This window comes from Ihubacter massiliensis, assembly GCF_024125305.1.
Classification (GTDB): domain Bacteria; phylum Bacillota; class Clostridia; order Peptostreptococcales; family Anaerovoracaceae; genus Hominibacterium; species Hominibacterium faecale.
This window is the reverse complement of record NZ_JAMXVH010000001.1, coordinates 2662868-2685644: the sequence shown is the minus strand read 5'-3', so window position 1 is coordinate 2685644 and position 22777 is coordinate 2662868. Positions and strand designations below refer to the sequence as shown.

Here is a 22777-nt window from a genome sequence, read left to right as displayed (position 1 = left end):
AAAGGCGTTTAAAAGATTTTGATAGAGGAGCATTTATTTTTCGGATCACAGCTTTCCCCTTGTACAGGGGTATAATGAAATTTCCACGACCTGATATGCAAAGCCGGATTTTCGAGTAATTAAAGTTTTAAAAAGTTGAATTTGTGATTATAAACTATAAAAATAAAAAAATATTGTGAAAAAACACAAAAACGCATTGACTTTATTAAAAAAAGCTCTATAATAGGTTGTGCTAGAGCAAAAAATGGTGTATAAGTGTAAATAACATCCATTATTAAGAAGGACAAATACGAAAAATTTGAAAGTAAAGGAAGAATGCGAAATGAAGTTAACAGGATCACAGTTAGTAGCGGAAATTTTGTTGGAGCATGGTGTGGATACGGTATTCGGATACCCGGGCGGAACAGCCTTGAATCTATACGATGTGCTGTACGAGTACAGAGACAAAATTAAGCACGTCCTTACAGCCCATGAGCAGGGCGCTGCCCATGCAGCGGACGGCTATTACAGAGCTACTGGAAAAACAGGCGTTGTCTTTGCCACCAGCGGGCCGGGAGCAACCAATCTGGTCACAGGCATCGCGACGGCTTTCATGGACAGTGTTCCCATGATTGCCATAACGGCCAACGTACCGGACAGTTTGATCGGACGTGATGCTTTTCAGGAAATATGCATTACTGGTGTGACCTTGCCCATTACGAAACACAGCTTCTTTGTAAATAGAATCGAGGATTTGGAGCATGCCATACGGGAATCCTTCCGCATTGCAAACAGCGGCAGAAAAGGTCCGGTGCTGATCGATATTACTAAAGACGTTACAGCCGACACCATTGACTATAAAAAAGGAAAACCACTTGAGCTTCAGCCCCATCCTTTGGCTGACGACGATGAGGTGGCGGAAATCGCAGCCATGATCAATCAGGCGGAACGGCCGGTCATCTATTTCGGAGGCGGCGTACCGGCTTCGGACGCGGGAGATGAGCTCAATCAATTGATCGAAAAGGCCGATATCCCAGCTACATATACGTTGATGGCCGCCGGAATTCTGGGATACGAAAACAAAAGAAACCTGGGGCTGATCGGCATGCACGGCAGCATTGCCGCCAACCGGGCGGTAGACCGGGCTGACCTTCTGGTGGCTCTGGGATGCAGGTTCAGCGACCGTGTAGCGCTCAACCCGAAGAAATTTGCCAAGCGGGCGAAAAAAGTTCAGGTGGACATCGATAAGAGCGAAATCAATAAAAATGTAATTGTAGATAAAAGCGTTATCAGCGATGTTAAGGATTTTCTGCAAAAACTGCTGCCCATGATCGAAAAACGAGACCATGGAGAATGGGTGGCCCAATCCACCGAATGGAAGAAAAAGACCGGCGATGTTAAGTGCCAGGATGCGGAGCTGCATCCAAGCGAAGTTGTAACAGCGGTATGCGACTTGACGGATAAAGAAACGATTTATGTGACGGATGTAGGACAGCACCAAATGTGGGCTGCTCAATATCTCAAGCATGACAAAACAAAAGATTTCATCACCAGCGGCGGACTGGGAACCATGGGCTTCGGCTATGGAGCGGCCATCGGCGCTCAGGTGGGATGTCCGGAAAAACGGGTCATCCACTTCACAGGAGACGGTTCCTTCCATATGAACCTCAACGAGGCATGCACCGCTGTCAGTGAAGAACTTCCTATTATAACCATCATTATGAATAACCGGGTGCTGGGGATGGTTTATCAGTGGCAGACCAGCTTTTATGGACGCCGCTATTCGGCCACAACGCCGGAACGAAAAACCGATTTCCCCAAATTGGCTGAAGCCTTTGGTGCAAAGGGTTATTCCGCCTCAACACCTACGGAGTTTGAAGATGTGTTCAAAAAAGCCTTGAAAGAAAAGGGCCCGGTATGGATCGACTGTGCCATTGCAAGGGAAGAACGAGTACTGCCTATGATTCCAGGCGGCGGTACGGTTGAAGATATGATTATCGGATAGGAAGGAGAAGGCAATGGATAAAACACTGAAAAAAGAAGTAATCAGCATTTTAGTCGATAACCAGTCCAACGTTTTGACTCGGGTAGTCAGCCTTTTCGGCAGAAGGGGATTCAACATCGATTCGCTGACTGTTTCCGCGACCAATACCCCGGAGATTTCCAGGATTACCATTGTGTTTACAGGAACAGAGCAGGCCCTGCACCAGATTCTTACTCAGACAGAAAAACTAGAAGTGGTGCGTGATATTTTCACGCTGGATGCGGGAAACAGTCTTTACAGAGAGCTGCTGCTGGTTAAGATTAAATGCGATAAAAACGACCGGACGGCCATCCGGGAGATTATTGAAATCTATAGAGGAAAAATTATCGACTTGTCCAAAGACAGTATGATCGTAGAGCTCACCGGAGCGCCGGAAAAGCTGGACGGCTTTATGGATATGATGAATTGCTACGATATTGCTGAGGTGTGCAGAACCGGTATCACAGGTATTGAAAGAGGGATACGGGAACATAACATCGAGAAAAATTAATGTTTAACAACTAAAGTTTATTTCAATTAAATATGTAAAGGAGATTTTTTAAAATGATTAAGAAGTATTATGATCAGGATTGTAATTTAGGATTATTAGACGGAAAAACCGTAGCGATCATCGGATTTGGAAGCCAGGGCCATGCTCATGCGATGAATCTCAATGAAAGCGGCGTTAATGTAGTAGTAGGTCTGAGACCCGGATCCGCCCACGCTGCAAAAGCAGAAGCAGCAGGACTGAAAGTTGTAGGCATTGAAGAGGCAGCTGAAGCAGGAGATATCGTAATGATGCTGGTGCCGGACGAACTGGCTGCCGATATTTATAAGGAACAGGTTCAGCAGCACATGAAGGAAGGCAACATTCTGGCATTTGCTCACGGCTTTAACATCCACTTCAATCAGATCGCGCCCGCTGCCAACGTAGACGTTATCATGATTGCTCCGAAAGGACCTGGTCATACAGTAAGATCTCAGTATGTAGAAGGCAAGGGCGTACCAAGCCTGATCGCAGTTTATCAGGACGCATCCGGCAAAGCCAAGGACTATGCTCTGGCATATGCTTCCGGTATCGGCGCTGGCCGTGCGGGAATCCTGGAAACAACCTTTAAAGAAGAGACAGAAACAGACCTCTTCGGTGAGCAGGCTGTACTGTGCGGCGGCGTAACCGAGCTGATGAAGGCTGGATTTGATACACTGGTAGAAGCCGGATATGAGCCGGAAATGGCATACTTCGAATGTATCCACGAAATGAAGCTGATCGTTGACCTGATCAATGAAGGCGGTTTCGATAAGATGAGATATTCCATCTCCAATACAGCGGAATACGGTGATTACAGAACCGGAACAAGACTGATCACAGAGGATACTCGTAAGGAAATGAAGAAAGTCTTGTCCGAAATTCAGGATGGAACCTTTGCCAGCGAGTTCATTCAGGAGTTCAAGGCAGGCGGAAGAGCGAGATTCTTGGCAACAAGAAAGAAGGAGTCCGAACATCTGCTGTGCAAGGTCGGCGCTGAGCTGAGAAAGATGATGAGCTGGTTGAAGAAATAGAGGAGGAAAACGTTTTGCTCCGGCAAGGCCTTTTTCCCCGGGGCTTTAGCGCCGCTGGGAAAACGGACAGCGAAGCGACCGGCGGGAGCGGAGGAGCGGGCCCTTGGCCCGCGTTGTCCTCGGCTGCGCCTGCGGAGTTTGCTTGCGCAAGAACGTTTTCCTTGGCGGGGAGTTGGGGCAAAATCGGGTTGATTATCGTAAAACTCCCCATTTGCTCTGCTCCACGATGATTTCTTATCGCTGATTGCACAATATGGGCTGATCAGCGATGGTTTTTCTCCATTTTAGGGCCGGTGGACCGCAAAATGGCCCTGTATTTATCGTGGAATGGTTGATTTTCTGGCCGGAGCGATAATTTGCGGCCGGAAGGGCGCCCCCCGAGCTCGTCTGGGCGCCTGGGGCGCTGGAATTGCCCCGCGGCCGCATCTGTTTTTGGTTTACCATAATGAAAATAGATTGTTTTCTGCAAAATTGGTGCAATCTTTAATATCGGGCGGCCGCATGGAGCAAAATCGCTTTTATGCGACAGCCCCATTGGTGTAGAAAGGAAGAATAACCTATGACACTGAGAAGTGCGAAAGTTACCCAAGGTGTGGAAAAGGCTCCCATGAGGAGTTTGTTCTATGCCATGGGATATACGAAGGAAGAGCTGGATCGGCCGCTGATCGGCGTTGTTTCAGCGAAAAGTGAAATTGTGCCGGGACATATGCACCTGGATAAAGTAGCGGAAGCTGTAAAAGCCGGTGTGAGAATGGCTGGCGGAACTCCGATTGAAATTCCGTCCATTGGTGTGTGCGATGGCATTGCCATGGGTCATATCGGAATGAAGTACAGCCTGGCCAGCCGGGAACTGATTGCCGACAGTGTGGAGACGATGGTCATGGGTCATGCCTTAGACGGAGTTGTGCTGGTTCCCAATTGCGACAAGATTGTTCCGGGCATGGTGATGGCGGCTGTGCGAATGGACATTCCGGCTGTCGTTTGCTCCGGAGGGCCGATGATGTCCGGACTTGTAAACGGCGAGGAAACCAGCTTGTCCAAGATGTTTGAAGCAGTAGGAGCGAGAAAAGCAAATCTAATCGATGACGACAAGCTAGAAGAATTTGAACAGAACACCTGCCCGGGATGCGGATCCTGCTCAGGTATGTACACGGCCAACAGCATGAACTGCCTGTGTGAAGCCATCGGCATCGCCCTGCCTGGAAATGGAACGATTCCAGCTGTGGAGAGCGGCCGAATTCGTTTGGCAAAACATGCGGGTATGGCGATTATGGAGCTGGTGGAGAAGGATATTACTGCCAGAGATATTATTAACGAAAAGTCGATTAAGAATGCCCTGGCCTGTGATATGGCGCTGGGCTGTTCATCCAACAGCGTTCTCCATTTGCTGGCCATCGCCAATGAAGCGGGAATCGAGTTGAACCTGGATATCTTTAACCAATTCAGCGGCAAGGTTCCCAATCTGTGCCACCTGGCACCTGCAGGCGGCACCCATATGCACGATCTCAACAGGGCCGGCGGCTTGATGGCTGTCTTTAGTGAACTGGATAAGAAAGGCTTGATCGATAAGAGCCTGATTACGGCCACCGGCAAGACGGTTGGTGAGAATATGGAAGGCGCCTCAGTAAAGGACTATGAGATCATTCGTCCGGTGAGCGACCCTTACAGTGAAACCGGCGGCATTGCCATACTTTGGGGAAATATTGCACAGAACGGATGCGTCGTAAAGAGAAGCGCGGTAGCGCCTGAAATGCTGGTTCACAGCGGACCTGCCCGCGTGTTCAACAGCGAAGAGGAGGCCATCGAAGCCATCTACGGCGGCAAGATCGTGGACGGAGATGTGGTTGTGATTCGCTATGAGGGACCAAAGGGCGGCCCGGGCATGCGGGAAATGCTCAACCCAACCAGCGCTTTGGCCGGTATGAAGCTGGATAAGACGGTCGCTTTGATTACGGATGGACGGTTCAGCGGCGCCAGCAGAGGCGCCTCGATCGGACACGTTGCTCCTGAAGCGGCTGCCGGAGGAAACATTGCTTACTTGCAGGAAGGCGACTTGATTGAAATTGATATCCCTGCTTCGACGATCAATGCCAAGATCAGCGATGAGGAATTCCAGAAGAGAATGGCAGCGTATAAAGCGCCTGATTTTGGAGCAAAGTCAGGATGGCTTGCAAGATATCAAAGAAACGTGACTTCTGCAGATAAAGGGGCCGTTATGGAGTAGAAAAGCCAGGGGATCAATGTTTGGCTGTGATTTTGAAAAAATAAGTAGTTGAAGCAGGCAGTGCAAAATTTTAGGATGCCTGCTTTTTCTATGGAAAATATTTGAAAACTATCTTGAGAATCCTTCATGAATATGGTAGGATATAAGGGCTATAGGAGAGAAGGAAGGAAATATGGACATCGAAGAAATGGGCTTGAGACTGGCCATGGCGTATGATAAGATACGGGCCAGTAATACAGATATAAAAAATGAGGCCGATGGTCTCAAGGGGGAATTGAATACGCAGTTGTCCAACATGGATCAAGAACTGGAGATGGAAAAAGACAGTCTGCGGGCGGTTATGAAGGCTGAACTCTGCGAATTAAGAAAAGCCTTGAAAACACAAACTGATGATCTGCGAAAAGAACTTCAGGATGAACTGGCGGATATTGAAGGCGGAACGGAAAGCGAGTCGTCTGAGGACATTCCTCAAAAAAAAGTCGTACCGCTGACAAAAGAGATGGAATCTGAGCTGGAAGAAATGAAGGCGCAGATGCAGCTGACGATAAAAGAGATGGAGGAGCAGTCCCAGCAGGAAATGACCGATCTCATCGAGCGGTCGGGAGATGAACTAAGCGCTGCTCTTGAAGAAATAATCGCAAAGGCAAGAACTACCCCTGTGCAAGAGGACGAGGAAAAATGACGTGCAAAAGGGAGCTGGTATCTTTTTGATGCCAGTTTTTTTGTAAAGAAAATCCGATTCACGCATATAATAAAGAACGTGCGCAGGACAAAGGGTCCCATCAAAGCTTGCCAGATGGCAGATTTGGGGAACGCAGGCATGACATGGGCCGAAGAATCCTGCGGGGATAACAGTTGCAATAACCGGTCAACTGGTTTATGATAAAAGAGAAAGAGAGGTACAAGAGATGAAAGTTTATTGCTATCCAAAATGCACAACCTGCAAGAAAGCGCTCAAATGGCTGGATGAGCAGGGGAAAGCATATGAGGAGATCGACATAAAAGAACATAACCCATCCAGGGAGGTCCTGAAAGATGCTTATGAAAAAAGCGGACTTCCTTTGAAAAAGTTTTTTAATACCAGCGGGCTTAAATATAAAGAGCTGCACTTGAAAGACAAGCTGGCGGACATGTCCGAAGACGAGCAACTGGATTTGCTGGCTACGGACGGAATGCTGGTGAAGCGTCCTTTGATCATCAACGATGATGTTGTTCTGACGGGGTTCAAGGAAGCGGAGTGGGCTGAAAAGCTTTAGGCGCGCCGGAACGTTATAGGTTACAAAAGGGAGGAATATGATTATGAAACAGGGATTCGCAGCGAAGAGACACGGAGCACCAAAGGAAGATATCACAAGAGATCGGGAGCCAAAGACAAAAGGCCTTCTGGGAGGATTGGCGGTCACCACCGTTCTCCTGGCAGGAATTGCGGCGATCAGTCTGCGGCTTGCTCAAAAATTTAAAAAAGAGGATTAGAGAAGAGGGAAAAGGGCTGCCGCATAAAGAATGAGTTCTACAGTGTGCGGCGTCCAGCGCTTGCAGCGGCACCATTTTTGCGATTTTGCGAAAGTGGTGCTTTTTTCGTGCCTTTTAAAAGGGCTATCAAAGCAGGGGTCCTGGAGAATTCAGACACGTGAAGTTGTAACATTCCAATCACTGGGGGCAGCAATCAAATTGTCATAAAATAAAAATTCTCTCCATTTATATTCGAAATGGGGCATTTCGCAAGCAATGTCCATAGAAATATGGCCTTTTGGGGATATCGAATAGAAATCGGCAAAAAAAGTGAAAAAGGGCACCGTTCGCCCTGGAGGGCTCACTCCTCCGAGGACGGCATCACAGAGGCCAAGGTGATTCCGATCGCGATGAGGACTGCTCCCGCCAATCCCGCCAGCGACAGGCGCTCGCCGAGGATAAAAAAGGAAGCGATTGCAGTAAAGACCGGCTCTGTGCAAAAAGCCAGCGAGACAAAGGTGGCCGAGACTTTACGCAGGGCAATGTTCTGCAGGATATAGGCAATGCAGGTGCACGCCACCGCAAGATACACGACGGAGGCCCACCCTTCCGGCGAGGCCTGGCCCAGATCTTTGATATCCTCAAAGACAACAGCGAAGAGAAACGACACGATGGCCGTAATCGCGGCTTGGGCAGCCGAAAGGGCAAGGGGGCCAATGGCTGTGACGTGTTTTGAACTGTAGATTAACATGCCGGCGCCGGATAAAGCGCTGAGCAGAGCCAGCAGTTCTCCCGCGCCGAAGGTAAATTTGCCCCCGTTGGCACACAGAAAATAAAGACCGACCACTACCATGAAAATAATCAAAGCGAAGCGGCGGCTGATGGTTTGCCGGAGGATAAAAAAAGAGAGAATGGGGGTGAAGACCACCGAAAACGCCAGTAAAAACCCCACAACGGTAGCATCCGCCAAATGCAGGGCAAAGGTGGAAAAAATAAAGGAAGCGGCAGTAAAAAGACCGATCACAATACAGTTTGCAAGATATTCCTTTTTAAACTGGGGGATGATCTGCCTGCCGAAAGCCAGCATGAATAAAGCAAACGCTAACGTAAAGCGAATGCCCATACAAGAAAAAGGCGGTATTGTTTCCACACTGATCTTGGTGATCGGATTACCGATCCCCCAGATCAGGCATTGCAGTATAACCAGACTGCCGTAAAAGACAGGCGTCCTCTCTTTCTTATCGGACATTCAATCACTCCTCCTCCATGGAAACATATTTGGCGCTGTTGCCCAGTTCAAATTTGCCGCCGGCGGCCAGCTCAAAATGAGCCTTGGCGATCCCCAAATCCACATAATCAAATCGATCCGTATCCGGTACAGAAGCGCGGAGAACCCCGGCCTTATAGAGAAACAAAACCTTTTGCGTATTGCGGGTAGACGGAGCCTTCTGCACAGCCTTCATCCCTTTTTTCAGCCAGAGCGGCGGTTCACCCACCACCTCGGACATCTCACCGATGGATTTTGTTTTACGATGGATTGCTTTGTAAATCATCCGTTCCCGAAGTGTTTCTTCCTCCGGCACATTGCCCACTGTGATCACACAGATCAGATCCTCGTCTGGAGCTTTGCGGATGCCGGAAGCATCAAAGGTTCCGCCGACCCAGCAGGTTCCAAGCCCCAGAGCAGTTGCCTCCAGGATCAAAAGCTCGCCGTAGTAACCGATCTTTTCCTTAAGATAAGGATCCTTTGCAGGGCCTTTCATGATGAAGAGGGAGCGGACGCCTTTAAATAAACCGTAACTTTTGCGGATGCCGGAAAAAGCCGCGCTTCCGTTCTCCATAAAGCGGATGGTTAAATTAGATTTCTGGTTGTATTCCTCGATACGACTTTTGAGCAGCGCTGTCTTTGCGGGCTCGATGGGCGTGCTCAGGTAGGTTCTGCGGGATTTTCGAATGTCAATCGCTTGCGTAATATTCATAGTTCACCTCCAATGTCTGTGAGGAAACGATACCACAATTTTGTCCCAAATTCAACCTTGGGAAGAAAGGGATTCTATGTTAAAATAACAAAGTATGAGTAGAAATTTAGGAGTAAGTGATGAGAAACGAAATTGCAAGAGGTATGAAAGATGCGATCCCAATCTGCGCAGGATATCTGGCGGTGGGGTTTACGTTTGGAATGGCGGCTGTAGCAACCGGAGCCACTGCCGGCGGCGCGGCCCTGATTTCCTTTACCAACCTGACTTCGGCGGGCCAGTTTGCCGGACTCACTGTGATTGCGGCCGCAGCGCCGTATTTTGAAATGGCGCTGACCCAGCTGGTCATCAATCTCAGGTACGCCCTTATGTCGCTGTCATTATCACAAAAACTGGAACCCTCCATAACCAGAGTGGAACGGTGCATCATTGCCTTCAGTATAACGGATGAAGCCTTTGCCTTGGTCAGCACCCAAGACGGGCGGGTTGGAAAACACTACATATATGGAATCATGTCAGTGTGTATCGCATCCTGGACATCGGGAACCTTTTTTGGAGCTGTCGCCAGCTCTGCCCTGCCTGAAGCGGTCAGCAGCGCCCTGGGCATTGCCATCTACGGCATGTTTCTGGCCATTATCATTCCGCCGGCTAAGCGGGAAAAATCCATTACCGCTGTGATTCTGATCGCCGTGATTTTGAGCTCGGTACTCCGCTGGGTACCGGTACTGGATCAGATTTCGCCGGGATTTGCCATCATCATTTGTACTATGATCGCTTCCGCGGCAGGGGCGGTCATCCATCCCATCAAAGAGGAGGAGCTGTATTCATGAACTTTTATTTATACGTTCTGGTGATGGCGGTTGTAACCTATTTGATCCGCATGATCCCGCTGGTGCTGGTGGACCGGGAAATTAAAAACACGTTCATAAAGTCCTTTTTGTACTATGTGCCTTATGCGGCACTGGCATCCATGACCTTTCCGGCGATCCTCTTTTCCACCACGCAGATGGCGGCTGCCATCGCAGGTTTCGCAGTGGCGGTTTTCATGGCGCTTCGGGAAAAGGGGCTGCTGCTGGTAGCTTTGGGCGCCTGCATAACCGTGTTTGTGGTGGAGCAGGGAATGGCTTTTCTGATGTAAAATCCCCTTGAATCAAAGCCTGGCCAAATAGGAGCGAAGGTACATTTTTTCACCCTCATGGTGGAAGCTGAACCCGATGTTGGCGCCTGAGCTGGTGGTGAAGCCGCAGTCCTCCTGCTGCACGATCGTATCTGCCATATGGCGGAGAAAATAGTCCAGATTGAAATTATCCGTGGAAGATGTGGGGTATTCCCGCAGCAGGTTTTCCATGGATTTTTTTCCGTGGTCAAAGTAAAAATAGGTGCCTAGCAGCCGGGCCTCAGAGCTGAAATAAGGCATCAGCTCGTCATAGAGGAAGGTGTTATGGTAAAAATTATGTTCATTGACTGCGAAATAATCGATGTTCAAATCGATGCAGCCGGGCTTTAAAGGCAGACGGGTGCTGCTGTCGGCGATGAACAGGATGTCCAGCCCATAGCCTTGTTTTTCCATGAGGGTTTTATACATGCGCAGCATTTCCGGATACTTATCGACAACGATATATTGACCTTGCGGGTCCAGATACTGCTGGTGGTTATGGAGAAAGAACCAGGCGTTGATATAGGTTTCCAGTACCACCTTGCCGGATAAATCCATATGCTCCAGCTTTTCCACCATCCAGTTAAAGGATCGCTGAAACAAGCTGATGAGGGCAGGGGGGAGGTCCCGGTACAGCTTGCGGTCCAGATCAGGGGTGTCGTATAAATCCTTATTTTTGTTGGGTGTCAGCAGGATGCCGTCCTCAATGGAGGCGGTGTAGCCGCAGGAGCATCGCAGGCTGCCGCTGAAAATATATTTGAGATCCATTCGTACATTATCCAGTGAAAAGCTGCCGCCGCAGGCCGGACAGCACAAGTGATCCAGCATGCGGACCGGAAGTCCGATGTCGGGGCGATTGTCAGGAAGCAGAGCGCTCAAATCCGCGATTTTTCTTTCCAGGTTTTCAATGTTTTTTTCGGTCCGCAGCTTCTCGCTGCGCAGATCGTGGAGTTTGTCGGTATAGATTCTGCGCAGATCCTCCACATCCTGGTTGACCGCAAGGCCGGAAATTCGATAAAGAGACAGGATCCGGTGGATCTCTTTCAAAGAAAAATTCATTTCTTTCAATTCCAGAACAAGCTCCAGATCCTTCAGGGTCTGGCTGTCGAATACATACTGGCCGCCGGGCCTGGGGGGCACAAGAAGGCCGTAATTGATGTAGTAATATAGATTGTCTACGGATATTTGATATTTTTTAGAAACCTGACCTATTCTCAAACCGCTCACCTCCAAGGTTTTTCTGCCTATATGGTATCACAAATCTGGAGTGCACTCAAGGTTTGGCCGGAATTCTCCAAATAACGCCCTTGACAATTAGCTGGCTCGATGCTGTATTATAGTAAAGTAGTAAATGAGAGGAGATGAAAAGCGTGAAAGAATTAAAGAGCTCCAAAAAAAGAACAGAAGCCGATCGTACGGCCCTCAGACAGGTAGTGGGGGATATCATCGATCGTGTGATAAAAGATGGAGACGCGGCTCTGCAGGAATATAATAAACAGTTTGACCAGTGCGATAGGCAGGCCCTGCGAATCTCCAAACAGGAAATCGAGGAAGCTTACCAGCAGGTATCGGATGAAGAACTGTCGGATATCAAAAAGGCGGCTGCCAATATCGAGGCCTTTGCCAACGCGCAGAAGGAAACAGTAGGAAGTTTGAAAGATTTTTCCCCTTCGCCGGGGATCAAGCTGGGGCATCGGGTAATTCCGGTCCAGTCCTGCTGCTGCTATGTTCCTGGAGGCGGCTATCCCCTTTACTCCACAGCGCTGATGCTGGGGATTCCGGCCAGAGTAGCGGGCGTTGAACGAATTACCGCCTGTTCCCCGGTGATCAAAGGGACAACGACGATTCATCCCAAGACGCTGGTTGCCATGGATGTGGCCGGCATCAATGAAATTTACGCGCTGGGCGGCGCGCAGGCCATTGCCGCTTTTTCCTATGGAACGGATCAGATCAAGCCGGTCAATATGATCGTAGGGCCTGGCAATCATTTTGTGACAGAAGCCAAACGGCAGTGCTACGGAAAAGTGGGCATCGATTTTGTGGCGGGCCCCAGCGAGGTTCTAGTCATCGCCGATCAGACGGCGGACCCGGAAGTGATCGCAGCCGATCTGCTGGCCCAGTCGGAGCACGATAAGGCGGCCAAGGGACTGGTGGTGACCACAGATGAGAATCTGGGAAAGGCCATTCTCCAGGCAGTGAACCGTCAGCTGCCTGCGCTGGATACGGAGGAAATCGCAAGAAGCTCATGGAATGATTACGGTGAAATTCTCATTGCCGATGATTTGTCCGAAGCGGTAAATTACGCCAATGATTATGCGCCGGAGCACTTGGAAGTCAATGTGGCAGAAGAAAAGATCGATGGGGTCGTGGCCGCGCTGCGCAATTACGGGTCCCTGTTTATCGGCGGCAATACGGCTGAAGTGTTCGGCGACTATGCATCCGGCACCAACCATACGCTGCCAACCCTGGGAGCGGCCAGATACACAGGAGGCGTTTGGGTGGGCACGTTCCTGAAGACGTGCACGTATCAGAGTATGTCCAAACAAGCGATGCTGGATATTGCTCCCCTGGTTTCCAACCTGGCGAGAGGCGAAGGGCTGACCGGCCATGCCAGGGCTGCGGAAATCCGGATGGAGAAGGAAAAATAAAGAGAGGAGAACGAAAACATGGAAAATGAAAGTCGTATGCTCAAACGAACCTTTGGCATGAAAGAGGCTGTTACCATTACCGTAGGTACAGTCGTAGGCGTGGGGCTGTTTACCACCGGCGCCAACGTGGTAGGTATGCTGGGATCCGCGGTGATTATCGCTACTTTTGTGGCAATGCTCATCAGCATCTATCCGGCGCTGCTGTATGCGGAAATGGGTGCTGCGCTGCCTTATGCGGGAGGTACATACAAATATGCGTCCCTGGGGATTGGAAAGCCTTTTGGTATGCTGGCAGGCTGGAACTTTATTATTTCTCTGGTGGCGGTTACCAGCGGCGAAGCCCTTGCCTTCAGCTTTTACTTCAAAACCTTCTTGGGAGCACTGGGCCTGGAGATACCCGGCGGCGGCACCAGCGATATCATCATTGCCTGCATTGCAGTTGTGGTATTCATGGTCTGCAGTGTGGGCGGCGTGGAAATCACAGGCAGGCTTCAAAACGGATTTATGTTTTTCTTCTGGGGCGTGGCGATTATCTGGTTCCTGATCATGATCCCCAACGTGGGTCTGTCCAATTTTGTTCAGCTGCCGGAATATGTGGATTTTTCCGCAGGCGGTTTTATTGGATCGGTAGCCTTAATTTGGTGGTGCTTTGCCGGGTTTGAAACCTGCTGTGCTATGGGAGAAGAAATCAAATATCCCCACATCAATATCCCAAGAGCGCTGTTTTTGGCACCGTTTATCGTCTTTGCCGTAAACGCTTTCTTCCAATGGTTCCTGGTGGGAATTGTTCCTACGGATCAGCTTCCGGCTATCGCCGATGCTTCGGCTCCTTATGCGGAAGCTATGACCATTGCCGGAATTCTGGGATTTCCGCTGATTATGCTGGCTGCGGGCATTGCCTTTGGCGGCGATTTTTCAACGCTCAACTCCAGCATTTCCGTACCGCCCAGATACCTGTTCACCATGGCCCGTGACGGTGCGATGCCCAAGTTCTTTGCCAAAGTTCATCCCAAATATAAGACGCCTTACGTGGCGATTCTGGTCCTGGGCGTTTTGACGGTGCTGCTGATTGCGACCAATTCTATGATTTATATCGCGTCCTTGAGCCTGTTCGCCGATTTGTTCTACTATGTGATCGGGATCATTGCCTGCGGGATGCTGAGAAAACGCCAGCCCGATCTGGAGCGGCCCTATAAGGCTCCACTCTGGCAGGTGGGCGTTCCGGTCAGCGCTATCATTTATATCATCATGATGACACAGCTGGATCGGGAGGCTTTCTGGACGGGCGTCATCTGGTGCGCGGTGGGTCTGGTGATCTTCTTCATCTGTCAGGCTAAGTACGGAAAATCGGGCGATGAGGACTTAAAGGCCCAGATCGTGGCCCATCAAGAGCCGCCGGCAGAGGAAAAAGCTAAGATGGATAAGGAGTTCAAGATTTGGCGCACCGTCGTGGCCATCGTGGTGGTGATTGCGATTTTGATTTATGTGATACCGTTTGTGGGTTAAATGAAAAAAGGGGGGCTGTCTTGTGACAGTCCCCTTTTGGATAGATCAGCCAGCCGGCGTAAGCTTCCCGCCGCCTGAAAGAGAGAGCGTTTTTCCATCCAGCCACTTGTTGGCTGCGTTGGACTTATCGTAATAAAGCGTAAAGCCATTGGATTTAATGTTGGAGCAGGCGGTATCCTTATTTGTGATTGCTGATACATAGCTGTCGCCCGTCATGGTCCAGGTACTGGACTTGTCTAAGTGAATGGTCGCAGACTTGGCGGAATTTCCAGCGTTAATACTTCCCTTAAAGGCTGATTTCTCAGTTAAATTAAGAGTGACCGTACTGATTTGATCACATTTCACATTTCCTTCCAAATTCTGAGAGATTCCGGTCAGGGTAAAGTTCCCTCCGTTTTCTCCCGCCTTTCCCCAGTTGTTGGTTTTGTTTCCGGCTGCATTTATAAGAATGCCGCTGCTATAATAGAGCTTTGTATTTTTAAGCGTTGCCGAAGCCTCCGTATTGGTCACATAAAACATTGGGCCTTTAGAGGTGGTCGTCAGCGTTGAGTCAGCGGCATTAAAACTTGCTTCTCCTTCTGCCGCATCACCGGAAGTGCTCTGATAGAGCATAATGCCGTTTTTACCTGCACCCTGCAAAACGCAGTGATCCAAAGAAATACTATTCTTTCCTTCTACCACAGCGATTTGGCTGCCAGTTGCATATCCGGTAACATTTGCGGCTGTGATAATTCCCGTTGAATAAATACAGGGGCTTCCGTCTCCTTCAGCGCTGACAGACGTATCGCTGACCTGAATAGTACCTTCGCCCCGGTCGGTGGCAATGGGCGCGCAGTGCGAACCTTTGGTGGAGATATCGCCTCCTGTTGCGATAATTGTACCTTTATAAGTGGCATCCAAACCACGAGCCGAGTCTCCTGTCGTGTATATGGAGAAGTTTTTTGCAACGATTTTGGAACCTTTTCCGGTGGCAAAGATGGCGTTTGATCCGTCGGAACTGGATGTGAGCGTCGTCCCGTCCAACGTTATTTTACTGCCTCCTGATGCAGATAGAATTGCGTTCAGTCCGTAAAAATTACTTTCGGTATCATCGGTGGTGTCTCCCGACTTTATGAGAGAACCGCCGCTGATCGCAAGGCTGCCTTTATTCTCTACCAGGACAGCACTGACATTTGCTTCTTCTGATTCATAATCCTTGTTGGCGGATGTCTGCTTTCCGCCGCTTACTGTGAAAGTAGCGCTGGTTTTTGTAGCGCCAGTCTCTGAACCGGCGCTGCCGCCCGGAGCATTGCCTGGCTGGTGGATGATTTCGATTGCTGTTACCGTATCGTCATCAAGTGTCAATTTGACAAGGATTCCTTCTTCCAAACCGGTGATATCGATATTATCTGAAAGAATATAAGTGGCTGACCCACCATCAGCAGTGAAGCCGTTTATACCCTCAGGAAATCTTCCGTTTGAACGGTCTTGACCGCTGCTGTCTGATGGCTGTCCGCCATCGGATATTTGTGGGGGCTCATTGCTGTCCGCCGCTTTATTGTCAGCCTTGGATGTGCTATCGGTCTGGGAGCCGGTTTCAGATTGGGTGGAGCTGTTCTTTTCCAATTTGGGAGGCTCTTCATATGCTCCCGTTTCTACGGTTATTTTTGTATCATTAATCTTCGTTATTTTTCCATAGACTTCATCATCTTTGCTGGTGCAGGCCGTCATTGCCGTCAGCAGGAGAATGGCAGAAAAAACTGCAATGGCTATCTTTAATTTCCCCATCGTGACCTCCTTGTTTCGTTGATGATAAGACTATTTTAACGGAACAATGTGATATTCTGGTGGAAACTGTGAGAAAGAAAGGTGTTATTATCCGGATTGCGGTAAACTTCTGAAAAGCCGGAAATTTTTACTCCCAAAAAAGGGTGGCTGCATTAGGCTTCGCGCAGGCCGGCCAAACAGGTAAAAAACTTTTTTTGCTGGTTTCTATTCGAAATGGCCTATTGTGGATGTAAAGTCCATATAAAAACAGGAGATTTTGCTAGTTTCGCAGCAAGTGAGGCTGAGTGGAGAGATTGATTTGCGGTGTGTTGATGCGTATGAGAGATTTATATGTGGTTAGCGACACATAACAGTTGACCTGATGTGGGAGAATGCCCGATATTACGACATTTTATATGGACATTGACTGCCAAAAGGCCAGTTTCGAATAGGATTAACGAAAATTTGTGTTCTGGGGGAATTGTGAGGGGCTGCCGCAGCAACATCTTTCGTTGACGTGACAGCCCCTATATCACAGGCCAGTATATTAAATTCCAATCTTCACAAGTTCAATGAACTGCTTGGCTACCCGCGGACTTCTGCCGTTGCAGCGGAGAGCGTGAGCCTCAGCTTTGCGGAAAAGCTCGTCTTTAGGCATATCGACCCCATAATCTTTGGCCAGGTTTTCCACGATGTTCAGGTATTCTTCTTTATCCGGCCGCTGGTAAGTGATGGTGAGGCCGAAGCGGGCCGCCAGACTCATGGTCTCCTGAAGCGTATCGTTGATATGAAGCTCATCGCCGGCCCGGTCGCCCATGGTTTCTTTGACCAGGTGGCGGCGGTTGCTGGTAGCGTAAATGGCAATGTTTTTTCCGCAGGCTGAGACGCTGCCTTCCAGGATCGCTTTCAAGGCGGAAAAATTGTCGTCATTGCTGGTAAAGCTCAGATCATCGATGAATACTACGAATTTCAGCGGATTATTGGAAAGCTCTTCGATCACGTAAGGGATCCGGTAAATTTCATTTTTCTTTACTTCCAAGAGGCGCAGCCCTTGGTCGGCGTAATGATTGCAGACTGCTTTGATGGTTGAACTTTTTCCGGTGCCAGCATCGCCGTACAGGAGCATATTGCTGGCACCTTCCCCGGACAGAAGCGCCTGGGTGTTTTTAATAATCAAAGCCTGTTCCCGTTCATACCCGAATAATTCTTCCAGCTTCTGCCCATCGGGATGCTTTACCGGAACGATTCTGTCGCTTTTCAGGCGAAAGACCGAATACTTGGAATAGATGCCGTAGCCCGTATATGGAAGCTTGTGGATGCGCTCTTGATAATCGTAGCGAAAATCAAAGATCGTTGTTTCCCAGTCAGGGAGGAAGCCTTTGTAATTGATCAGATCCCGGATGGACTGAGAAGTGATTTGGGACAGCTCCTGCAGGATATCCAGTTCAGAAAACAAGCAGGCCTCCACAGCCTGAGAGACCAGGCTTCCGCAGGCCTTTTCTTTGACATAAAAATTATCGTCATTCAGCAGCACATTATTGATGTAGACGCTCAGATTGGCGTTTGCCTGATAAAGACAAGAAGTGAACTGGCAGTAAGCTTCGACCTGCTTTCTCGACTCCTTCTCTTCAATGGCATCGGCCATTATTTGAAAATTGGCGATCACCGGATCTGTGAGCAGATCGCGAAAGATCACCAGTGAGTTTAATTTCAAATTTAATTCGGCAAGTTTTTTCTTCATGTAACGTTCCTCGGTTCTTAAATGATTTGCTCTTATTATAATGAAAAAATGATGGGAATGCAAATCGAAAGCCCTTGCAAATCCCAATAAAAGGATTACAATAGATACATGACCCGAAGCAGGTCTCCGAAAGGAACAGGAGACGAAGCGAAGCGAGGGCCGACAAGACAAGGCCCGTTATTGAAAAAAGGAGGGCAGATCATGCTAACGCTTGACAAAATTTATCATGCCGCATTTACCTTGAAAGATGCTGTGAGAAAGACCGATTTAATCTTAGCTCCAGCACTCAGCGCCAAAAATCAAATTTATCTGAAAACCGAAAACCTGCAGATGACAGGCAGCTTTAAAGTGCGGGGCGCTTATTATAAAATCAGCCGACTCAGCGACGAGGAAAAAGCCAAAGGAATCATTGCCTGCAGCGCGGGCAATCACGCCCAAGGAGTGGCTATGGCGGCGAAAAAGAACCAGATCCCTTCCCTGATCTGCATGCCGGACGGCGCGCCCATCAGCAAAGTGGAGGCCACCAAGAGCTTTGGCGCGGAAGTGTACCTGGTCAGCGATACATATGACGACGCTTACAACAAGGCCATCGAGCTGCAGAAAGAAAAGGGTTACACCTTTATCCATCCTTTTGATGACGTGGATGTGATCGCCGGCCAGGGGACCATCGGGCTGGAGATTCTGGATCAGCTGGATGATGTGGACGCGGTCGTGGTGCCGGTGGGCGGCGGCGGGCTGATCAGCGGCGTGGCCTATGCGATCAAGCAGCTCAAGCCGGAATGCAAGATCTATGGCGTCCAGGCGGCGGGTGCACCCAGCATGTACGAATCTGTCAAGGCCCATGAAAAGAAGACTTTGGAAACGGTGGACACCTTTGCCGACGGAATCGCAGTCAAAGTGCCGGGCAATGAGACTTACGAGCTGGTAAACAAATATGTGGATGAAATGATTACGGTTACTGAGGACGAAATTGCCACAGCCATTTTGACATTGATGGAAAAACAGAAGCTGGTAGCCGAGGGTGCCGGCGCCGTATCGGTGGCAGCGGTGATGTTCGATAAAATCCCGCTGAAAAAGAAGAAGATTGTCTGTGTGGTCAGCGGGGGAAATATTGATGTAAACATTCTCAATCGGGTCATTACCCGAGGTTTGATCATGAGCGGCAGGAGAAACACCCTGACCATCGCACTGATGGATAAACCGGGCCAGCTGGTGGGCGTAAGCACGGTGATCAGCCGCTGCGGCGGCAATGTGGTTGCGGTACATCACGATAACGGCGATCCCAATATGGCGATCAACAGCTGCTTCTTGAAGGTGGTTATGGAAACCAGAGACAGCGCACAGGCAGAATTGATCAAGCGTCAGTTAGAAGAAGAAGGATTCCAGCTGGTCAACGAACGAGTTTAAACCATTAAAAAACAGCCGGAAGGAGAAAGTCTTGCGCTGCTCCCGCTTTCCGGCTGTTTGATTCTTCTTTGAAAAACGCTTATTTTACTTCTACTGTCCAGCCCATGGTATCAACGACAGCTCCAGTCTGAATGCCGTACAGGGTGTCGTAAAGCTTCTGCGCGATAGCGCCGATCTGGCCATTGTTGATGATCATTTTTTCGCCCTTATAGCAGAGCTCACCCACCGGTGAGATGACAGCCGCAGTTCCGGAAGCGAACATCTCCTGGAATTTACCGTCTTTATAAGCCTGGGCCACTTCATCGATGGAAAGTCTTCTTTCTGTAATCTGGATTCCTTCTTTTTTCAGCAGAGCGATAACCGAGTCTCTGGTAATACCCGGCAGGATGGTGCCATCCAAAGGCGCGGTGATGACTTCATTATCGATTACGAAAAAAGCATTGGATGTTCCGATCTCTTCCACGTATTTCCGTTCTACGCCGTCCAGCCACAAAATCTGTTCATACCCCTTTGCGTGGGCTTCTTCCTGCGCTTTCAGGCTGGCTGCATAGTTGCCTCCGCACTTGGCTTCACCGGTACCGCCGTCGGTGGCGCGGACATATTTATCTTCCACGTAAATCTTTGTCGGCGTCAGCCCGCCCACATAGTAAGGACCTACCGGGCTGAGGATGATGATAAATTTATAATGATTGGAGCGTCTTACGCCGAGGAACGGCTCGTCGGCAATAATGAACGGGCGGATGTAAAGGGACGTGCCTTCTTTTTCCGGTATCCAGTCAGCATCCACGTGTACCAGAGCTTTGATCGCTTCCACATACAAGGTTTCATCGATCTGAGGAATACAAAGCCTGTCGTTGGTGCGGTTGGTTCTCTTGGCGTTCATGTCCGGACGGAATAACTGTACTTTTCCTTCTTTGGTTTTGTACGCTTTCAGCCCTTCGAACATTTCCTGCGCATAGTGGAAAACAACAGCAGCAGGATCCAGAGAGAGAGGTGCATAAGGGACGATTCTGCCATCGTGCCAGCCCTTGCCCTCTTCATAGTCCATGATAAACATGTGGTCTGTAAAGTCAACGCCGAACCTGAGGGTATCCGGGTCCGGTTTCGCCTTAGGATTTGTAGTCTTTGTTACTGGAAAATCATATTTCATTTTACCGTTCTCCTTCTATATTTATCTGTATCTCTTTGTTAACAGCTTTATCATAGCGCTTGATTTGTGTGTTGTCAACAATTTAACTCCACAATATTTAGAAAAAATAACAAAAATGCAAAAGGGGCCGCATGCTTTCATCCGATTTGCTGACCTGTTATAATAACAATAGCCGTTAACATGTCTATTGTAACAGAAAGTGTGTATGAAATGGAAAAAAAGAAGATGAAAATTTGGAAAAAGGTTCTGCTTCAGCTGGCAGTTTTGGTTGTGATCTTGGCTGCGGCGTTGCTGGGCATCAACCAGTACGTGGTAAGCTCAGCCCAGGGAGAGGTTCTCTGCACGGTTTCCGATAAAGCCAATACCATATCCAAGACAGATCTGGATCGGCTTGCGCAAAAGGATGCGGATTGCATTTTGGTGCTGGGCGCCCTTGTGCGCAAGGACGGGAGCCCCAGCTACATGCTGCAGGACCGGCTGGATGTGGGGATCAAACTATACAAGGCGGGAGCGGCTCCCAAACTTTTGTTGTCGGGAGATCATGGACAAGTCCGCTACGATGAAGTCAACGTTATGAAAGAGTATGCTCTGGAGCAGGGTGTGCCCAAGAAAGACATTTTTCTCGACCATGCCGGGTTCTCTACCTATGATTCCATCTATCGGGCAAAGGCGGTGTTCCAGGTGGAAAAGATGATCGTTGTGACCCAGGGCTACCACCAGTACAGGGCCTTATACGGGTGTGAGAAAATGGGGATCGATGCCTGGGGTGCGGCTGCGGATCAGACGACCTACCGGGGACAGAAAATGCGTGACTTGCGGGAGATCGCGGCCAGAGATAAGGATTTTGTGAAATGGATGGTAAGACCGGAACCTACATATCTGGGGGACGCCATTCCCATCAGCGGCAGCGGGATTAAAAGTCAGGATTAGGATTTGGCTGGGGCCGATTGATCAGCGTCTTGCGGCGTTGAATCTTGCGCAGGCGTGTCTGGCAAGGTATACTATAGAAGAACTGAGGGAGGTGCCAGATGAAGAGTAAAGTGGCAATCGTTGATTGCAGAAAATATAAAAGCGAGCTGGTGGACCATGCGGTTGGAGCAGCCGTAGAACTTTTGGGCGGCTGGCAGGAATTCGTGAGCCCGGATGAGAGCATTATCCTCAAGCCCAACCTTCTTGCCAGGACGGAACCGGAAACTGCCTGCACCACCCATCCCCGGGTGTTTGGGGCTGTGGGCCGCCTTTTAAAACAAGCGGGATTTCAAAATCTGTATTACGGGGATTCGCCGGGCAACCACCTGATCGGCGTGGAACAGACCGCCGAAGGATGCGGAATTCGCCAGGAAGCGGAGGCGCTTCAGATCGAGGCCGCCAACTTTTCGGAAGGGGAGCAGGTGCCTTTTCCCCAGGGCCACGCCGCTGACCACTTTGTCCTCTGCAAAGGCGTTTTGGAAAAAGATGCGATTATCAACCTGTGTAAGATGAAAACCCACCAGCTGGAACGGATTACCGGTGCCATGAAAAATACCTTCGGCTGCGTCTATGGCTTTAACAAAGGCGCCAGCCACGCGCGGTTTCCCAATGCGGACGCTTTCGGCAAAATGATCGGCGACCTGAATTTATTAGTTCGCCCCAGGCTTCATATTATGGACGGGATCATGGCCATGGAGGGAAACGGCCCCCAGTCCGGCGATCCGACGCCGATGTACGTCATTCTGGCGTCTGCCGATCCGGTGGCCTTGGACAGCGTATTCTGCCGTCTCGTCAACTTAAATCCGGAGCTGGTAGCAACCAATGTCTACGGGAAAGAGTACGGCATCGGCACCTGCAAAATGGAAGAAATCGAGCTGATCACAGAAGAGGGCGTTTTATCCATGGAGGAAGCTTTTTCCCGCTGGGGAAACCCGGACTTTAACGTGGAGCGGGATCCGGGTTTCCACGGCCAGCTGAAAAGCATCGGATTTTTACAGCCCCTTTTGGACCGGAAGCCTTACATAAAAAAGGCCAACTGCGTGGGCTGCGGCATCTGCGTGCAGGCCTGCCCGCTGGACGAAAAAGCAATCTATATGAAAAAGGGAAAACCCGCCTACCGCTATCGGAAATGTATCAAATGCTACTGCTGTCAGGAAATGTGTCCGGAGAAGGCCATTGATGTAAAGACCACCAGGCTGGCCAGGATCGCTGACCGAAATTGGAAATTGTAAGGGAAAAG

General features: G+C 49.5%; 20 protein-coding genes. 14 read left to right on the top strand and 6 right to left on the bottom strand.

The annotated features are described in order from the left end of the window. The first annotated feature begins 322 nt into the window (after nt 1–322). The 7 genes from ilvB (at nt 323) to NIA71_RS12435 (ending at nt 7259) form a co-directional block, all read left to right on the top strand. Entirely contained in the window at nt 323–1984 is a 1662-nt protein-coding gene (gene ilvB, locus NIA71_RS12465; protein ID WP_253020550.1) for a biosynthetic-type acetolactate synthase large subunit, read from the top strand. A gap of 13 nt (nt 1985–1997) precedes the next feature. Then, nucleotides 1998–2513: an acetolactate synthase small subunit gene (ilvN, locus tag NIA71_RS12460; RefSeq protein WP_253020549.1), complete on the top strand. Its 516-nt coding sequence runs from the start codon at nt 1998–2000 to the stop codon at nt 2511–2513. A 53-nt stretch (nt 2514–2566) separates the two neighbouring features. Next, nucleotides 2567–3562: a ketol-acid reductoisomerase gene (gene ilvC / locus NIA71_RS12455; protein ID WP_148397886.1), complete on the top strand. Its 996-nt coding sequence runs from the start codon at nt 2567–2569 to the stop codon at nt 3560–3562. Nucleotides 3563–4127: 565 nt separating this feature from the next. Next, nucleotides 4128–5786, top strand: coding sequence for a dihydroxy-acid dehydratase (gene ilvD / locus NIA71_RS12450; protein ID WP_253021309.1), 1659 nt, complete (start codon nt 4128–4130; stop codon nt 5784–5786). A gap of 172 nt (nt 5787–5958) precedes the next feature. After that, complete coding sequence (locus NIA71_RS12445) at nt 5959–6468, top strand: hypothetical protein (RefSeq protein ID WP_148397884.1); 510 nt, start codon at nt 5959–5961, stop codon at nt 6466–6468. A 226-nt stretch (nt 6469–6694) separates the two neighbouring features. Next, entirely contained in the window at nt 6695–7042 is a 348-nt protein-coding gene (locus tag NIA71_RS12440; protein ID WP_148397883.1) for an arsenate reductase family protein, read from the top strand. Between the two features lie 43 nt (nt 7043–7085). Then, nucleotides 7086–7259, top strand: a complete 174-nt coding sequence (locus tag NIA71_RS12435; RefSeq protein WP_253020548.1) for a hypothetical protein — start codon at nt 7086–7088, stop codon at nt 7257–7259. Nucleotides 7260–7599: 340 nt separating this feature from the next. On the opposite strand, the gene NIA71_RS12430 is transcribed toward NIA71_RS12435, so the two are convergent. Beyond that, complete coding sequence (locus tag NIA71_RS12430) at nt 7600–8487, bottom strand: DMT family transporter (protein WP_253020547.1); 888 nt, start codon at nt 8485–8487, stop codon at nt 7600–7602. A gap of 4 nt (nt 8488–8491) precedes the next feature. Next, nucleotides 8492–9217 (bottom strand): nitroreductase family protein, encoded by a 726-nt coding sequence (locus NIA71_RS12425; protein ID WP_148397881.1) that lies wholly within the window; start codon nt 9215–9217, stop codon nt 8492–8494. Nucleotides 9218–9336: 119 nt separating this feature from the next. Here NIA71_RS12425 and NIA71_RS12420 point away from each other — a divergent pair, with 119 nt between their 5' ends. After that, nucleotides 9337–10044, top strand: a complete 708-nt coding sequence (locus tag NIA71_RS12420) for an AzlC family ABC transporter permease (RefSeq protein WP_253020546.1) — start codon at nt 9337–9339, stop codon at nt 10042–10044. Then, nucleotides 10041–10352, top strand: coding sequence for an AzlD domain-containing protein (locus NIA71_RS12415; RefSeq protein WP_148397879.1), 312 nt, complete (start codon nt 10041–10043; stop codon nt 10350–10352). The genes NIA71_RS12420 and NIA71_RS12415 overlap by 4 nt, the downstream gene beginning before the upstream one ends. A 12-nt stretch (nt 10353–10364) precedes the next feature. Here NIA71_RS12415 and NIA71_RS12410 read toward each other — a convergent pair whose 3' ends face one another. Next, the gene (locus NIA71_RS12410; RefSeq protein WP_253020545.1) at nt 10365–11588 is read right to left on the bottom strand and encodes a MerR family transcriptional regulator; all 1224 of its coding nucleotides are present in this window, start codon (nt 11586–11588) and stop codon (nt 10365–10367) included. 152 nt (nt 11589–11740) lie between these two features. Between NIA71_RS12410 and hisD the strand changes: the two genes are divergently transcribed. Together hisD and NIA71_RS12400 are read left to right on the top strand one after the other, a co-directional pair. Beyond that, complete coding sequence (gene hisD / locus NIA71_RS12405; RefSeq protein WP_253020544.1) at nt 11741–13018, top strand: histidinol dehydrogenase; 1278 nt, start codon at nt 11741–11743, stop codon at nt 13016–13018. Between the two features lie 18 nt (nt 13019–13036). After that, nucleotides 13037–14524: an APC family permease gene (locus tag NIA71_RS12400; protein WP_253020543.1), complete on the top strand. Its 1488-nt coding sequence runs from the start codon at nt 13037–13039 to the stop codon at nt 14522–14524. A 45-nt stretch (nt 14525–14569) separates the two neighbouring features. On the opposite strand, the gene NIA71_RS12395 is transcribed toward NIA71_RS12400, so the two are convergent. Together NIA71_RS12395 and NIA71_RS12390 are read right to left on the bottom strand one after the other, a co-directional pair. Then, nucleotides 14570–16291 (bottom strand): hypothetical protein, encoded by a 1722-nt coding sequence (locus NIA71_RS12395; protein ID WP_253020542.1) that lies wholly within the window; start codon nt 16289–16291, stop codon nt 14570–14572. A 526-nt stretch (nt 16292–16817) separates the two neighbouring features. Beyond that, nucleotides 16818–18011 (bottom strand): ATP-binding protein, encoded by a 1194-nt coding sequence (locus tag NIA71_RS12390; protein ID WP_148397865.1) that lies wholly within the window; start codon nt 18009–18011, stop codon nt 16818–16820. Nucleotides 18012–18212: 201 nt separating this feature from the next. Between NIA71_RS12390 and ilvA the strand changes: the two genes are divergently transcribed. Further along, entirely contained in the window at nt 18213–19418 is a 1206-nt protein-coding gene (ilvA, locus tag NIA71_RS12385) for a threonine ammonia-lyase (protein ID WP_253020541.1), read from the top strand. Nucleotides 19419–19497: 79 nt separating this feature from the next. Here the strand turns inward: ilvA and NIA71_RS12380 are convergent, their stop codons facing one another. After that, on the bottom strand, nt 19498–20568 hold the full coding sequence (locus NIA71_RS12380) for a branched-chain amino acid aminotransferase (protein ID WP_253020540.1): 1071 nt from the start codon (nt 20566–20568) through the stop codon (nt 19498–19500). Between the two features lie 225 nt (nt 20569–20793). On the opposite strand from NIA71_RS12380, the gene NIA71_RS12375 reads away from it, so the two are divergent. Both NIA71_RS12375 and NIA71_RS12370 read left to right on the top strand, forming a co-directional pair. After that, nucleotides 20794–21498, top strand: coding sequence for a SanA/YdcF family protein (locus NIA71_RS12375; RefSeq protein WP_253020538.1), 705 nt, complete (start codon nt 20794–20796; stop codon nt 21496–21498). 98 nt (nt 21499–21596) lie between these two features. Beyond that, complete coding sequence (locus NIA71_RS12370; protein ID WP_253020537.1) at nt 21597–22769, top strand: DUF362 domain-containing protein; 1173 nt, start codon at nt 21597–21599, stop codon at nt 22767–22769. Nucleotides 22770–22777: the final 8 nt, after the last annotated feature.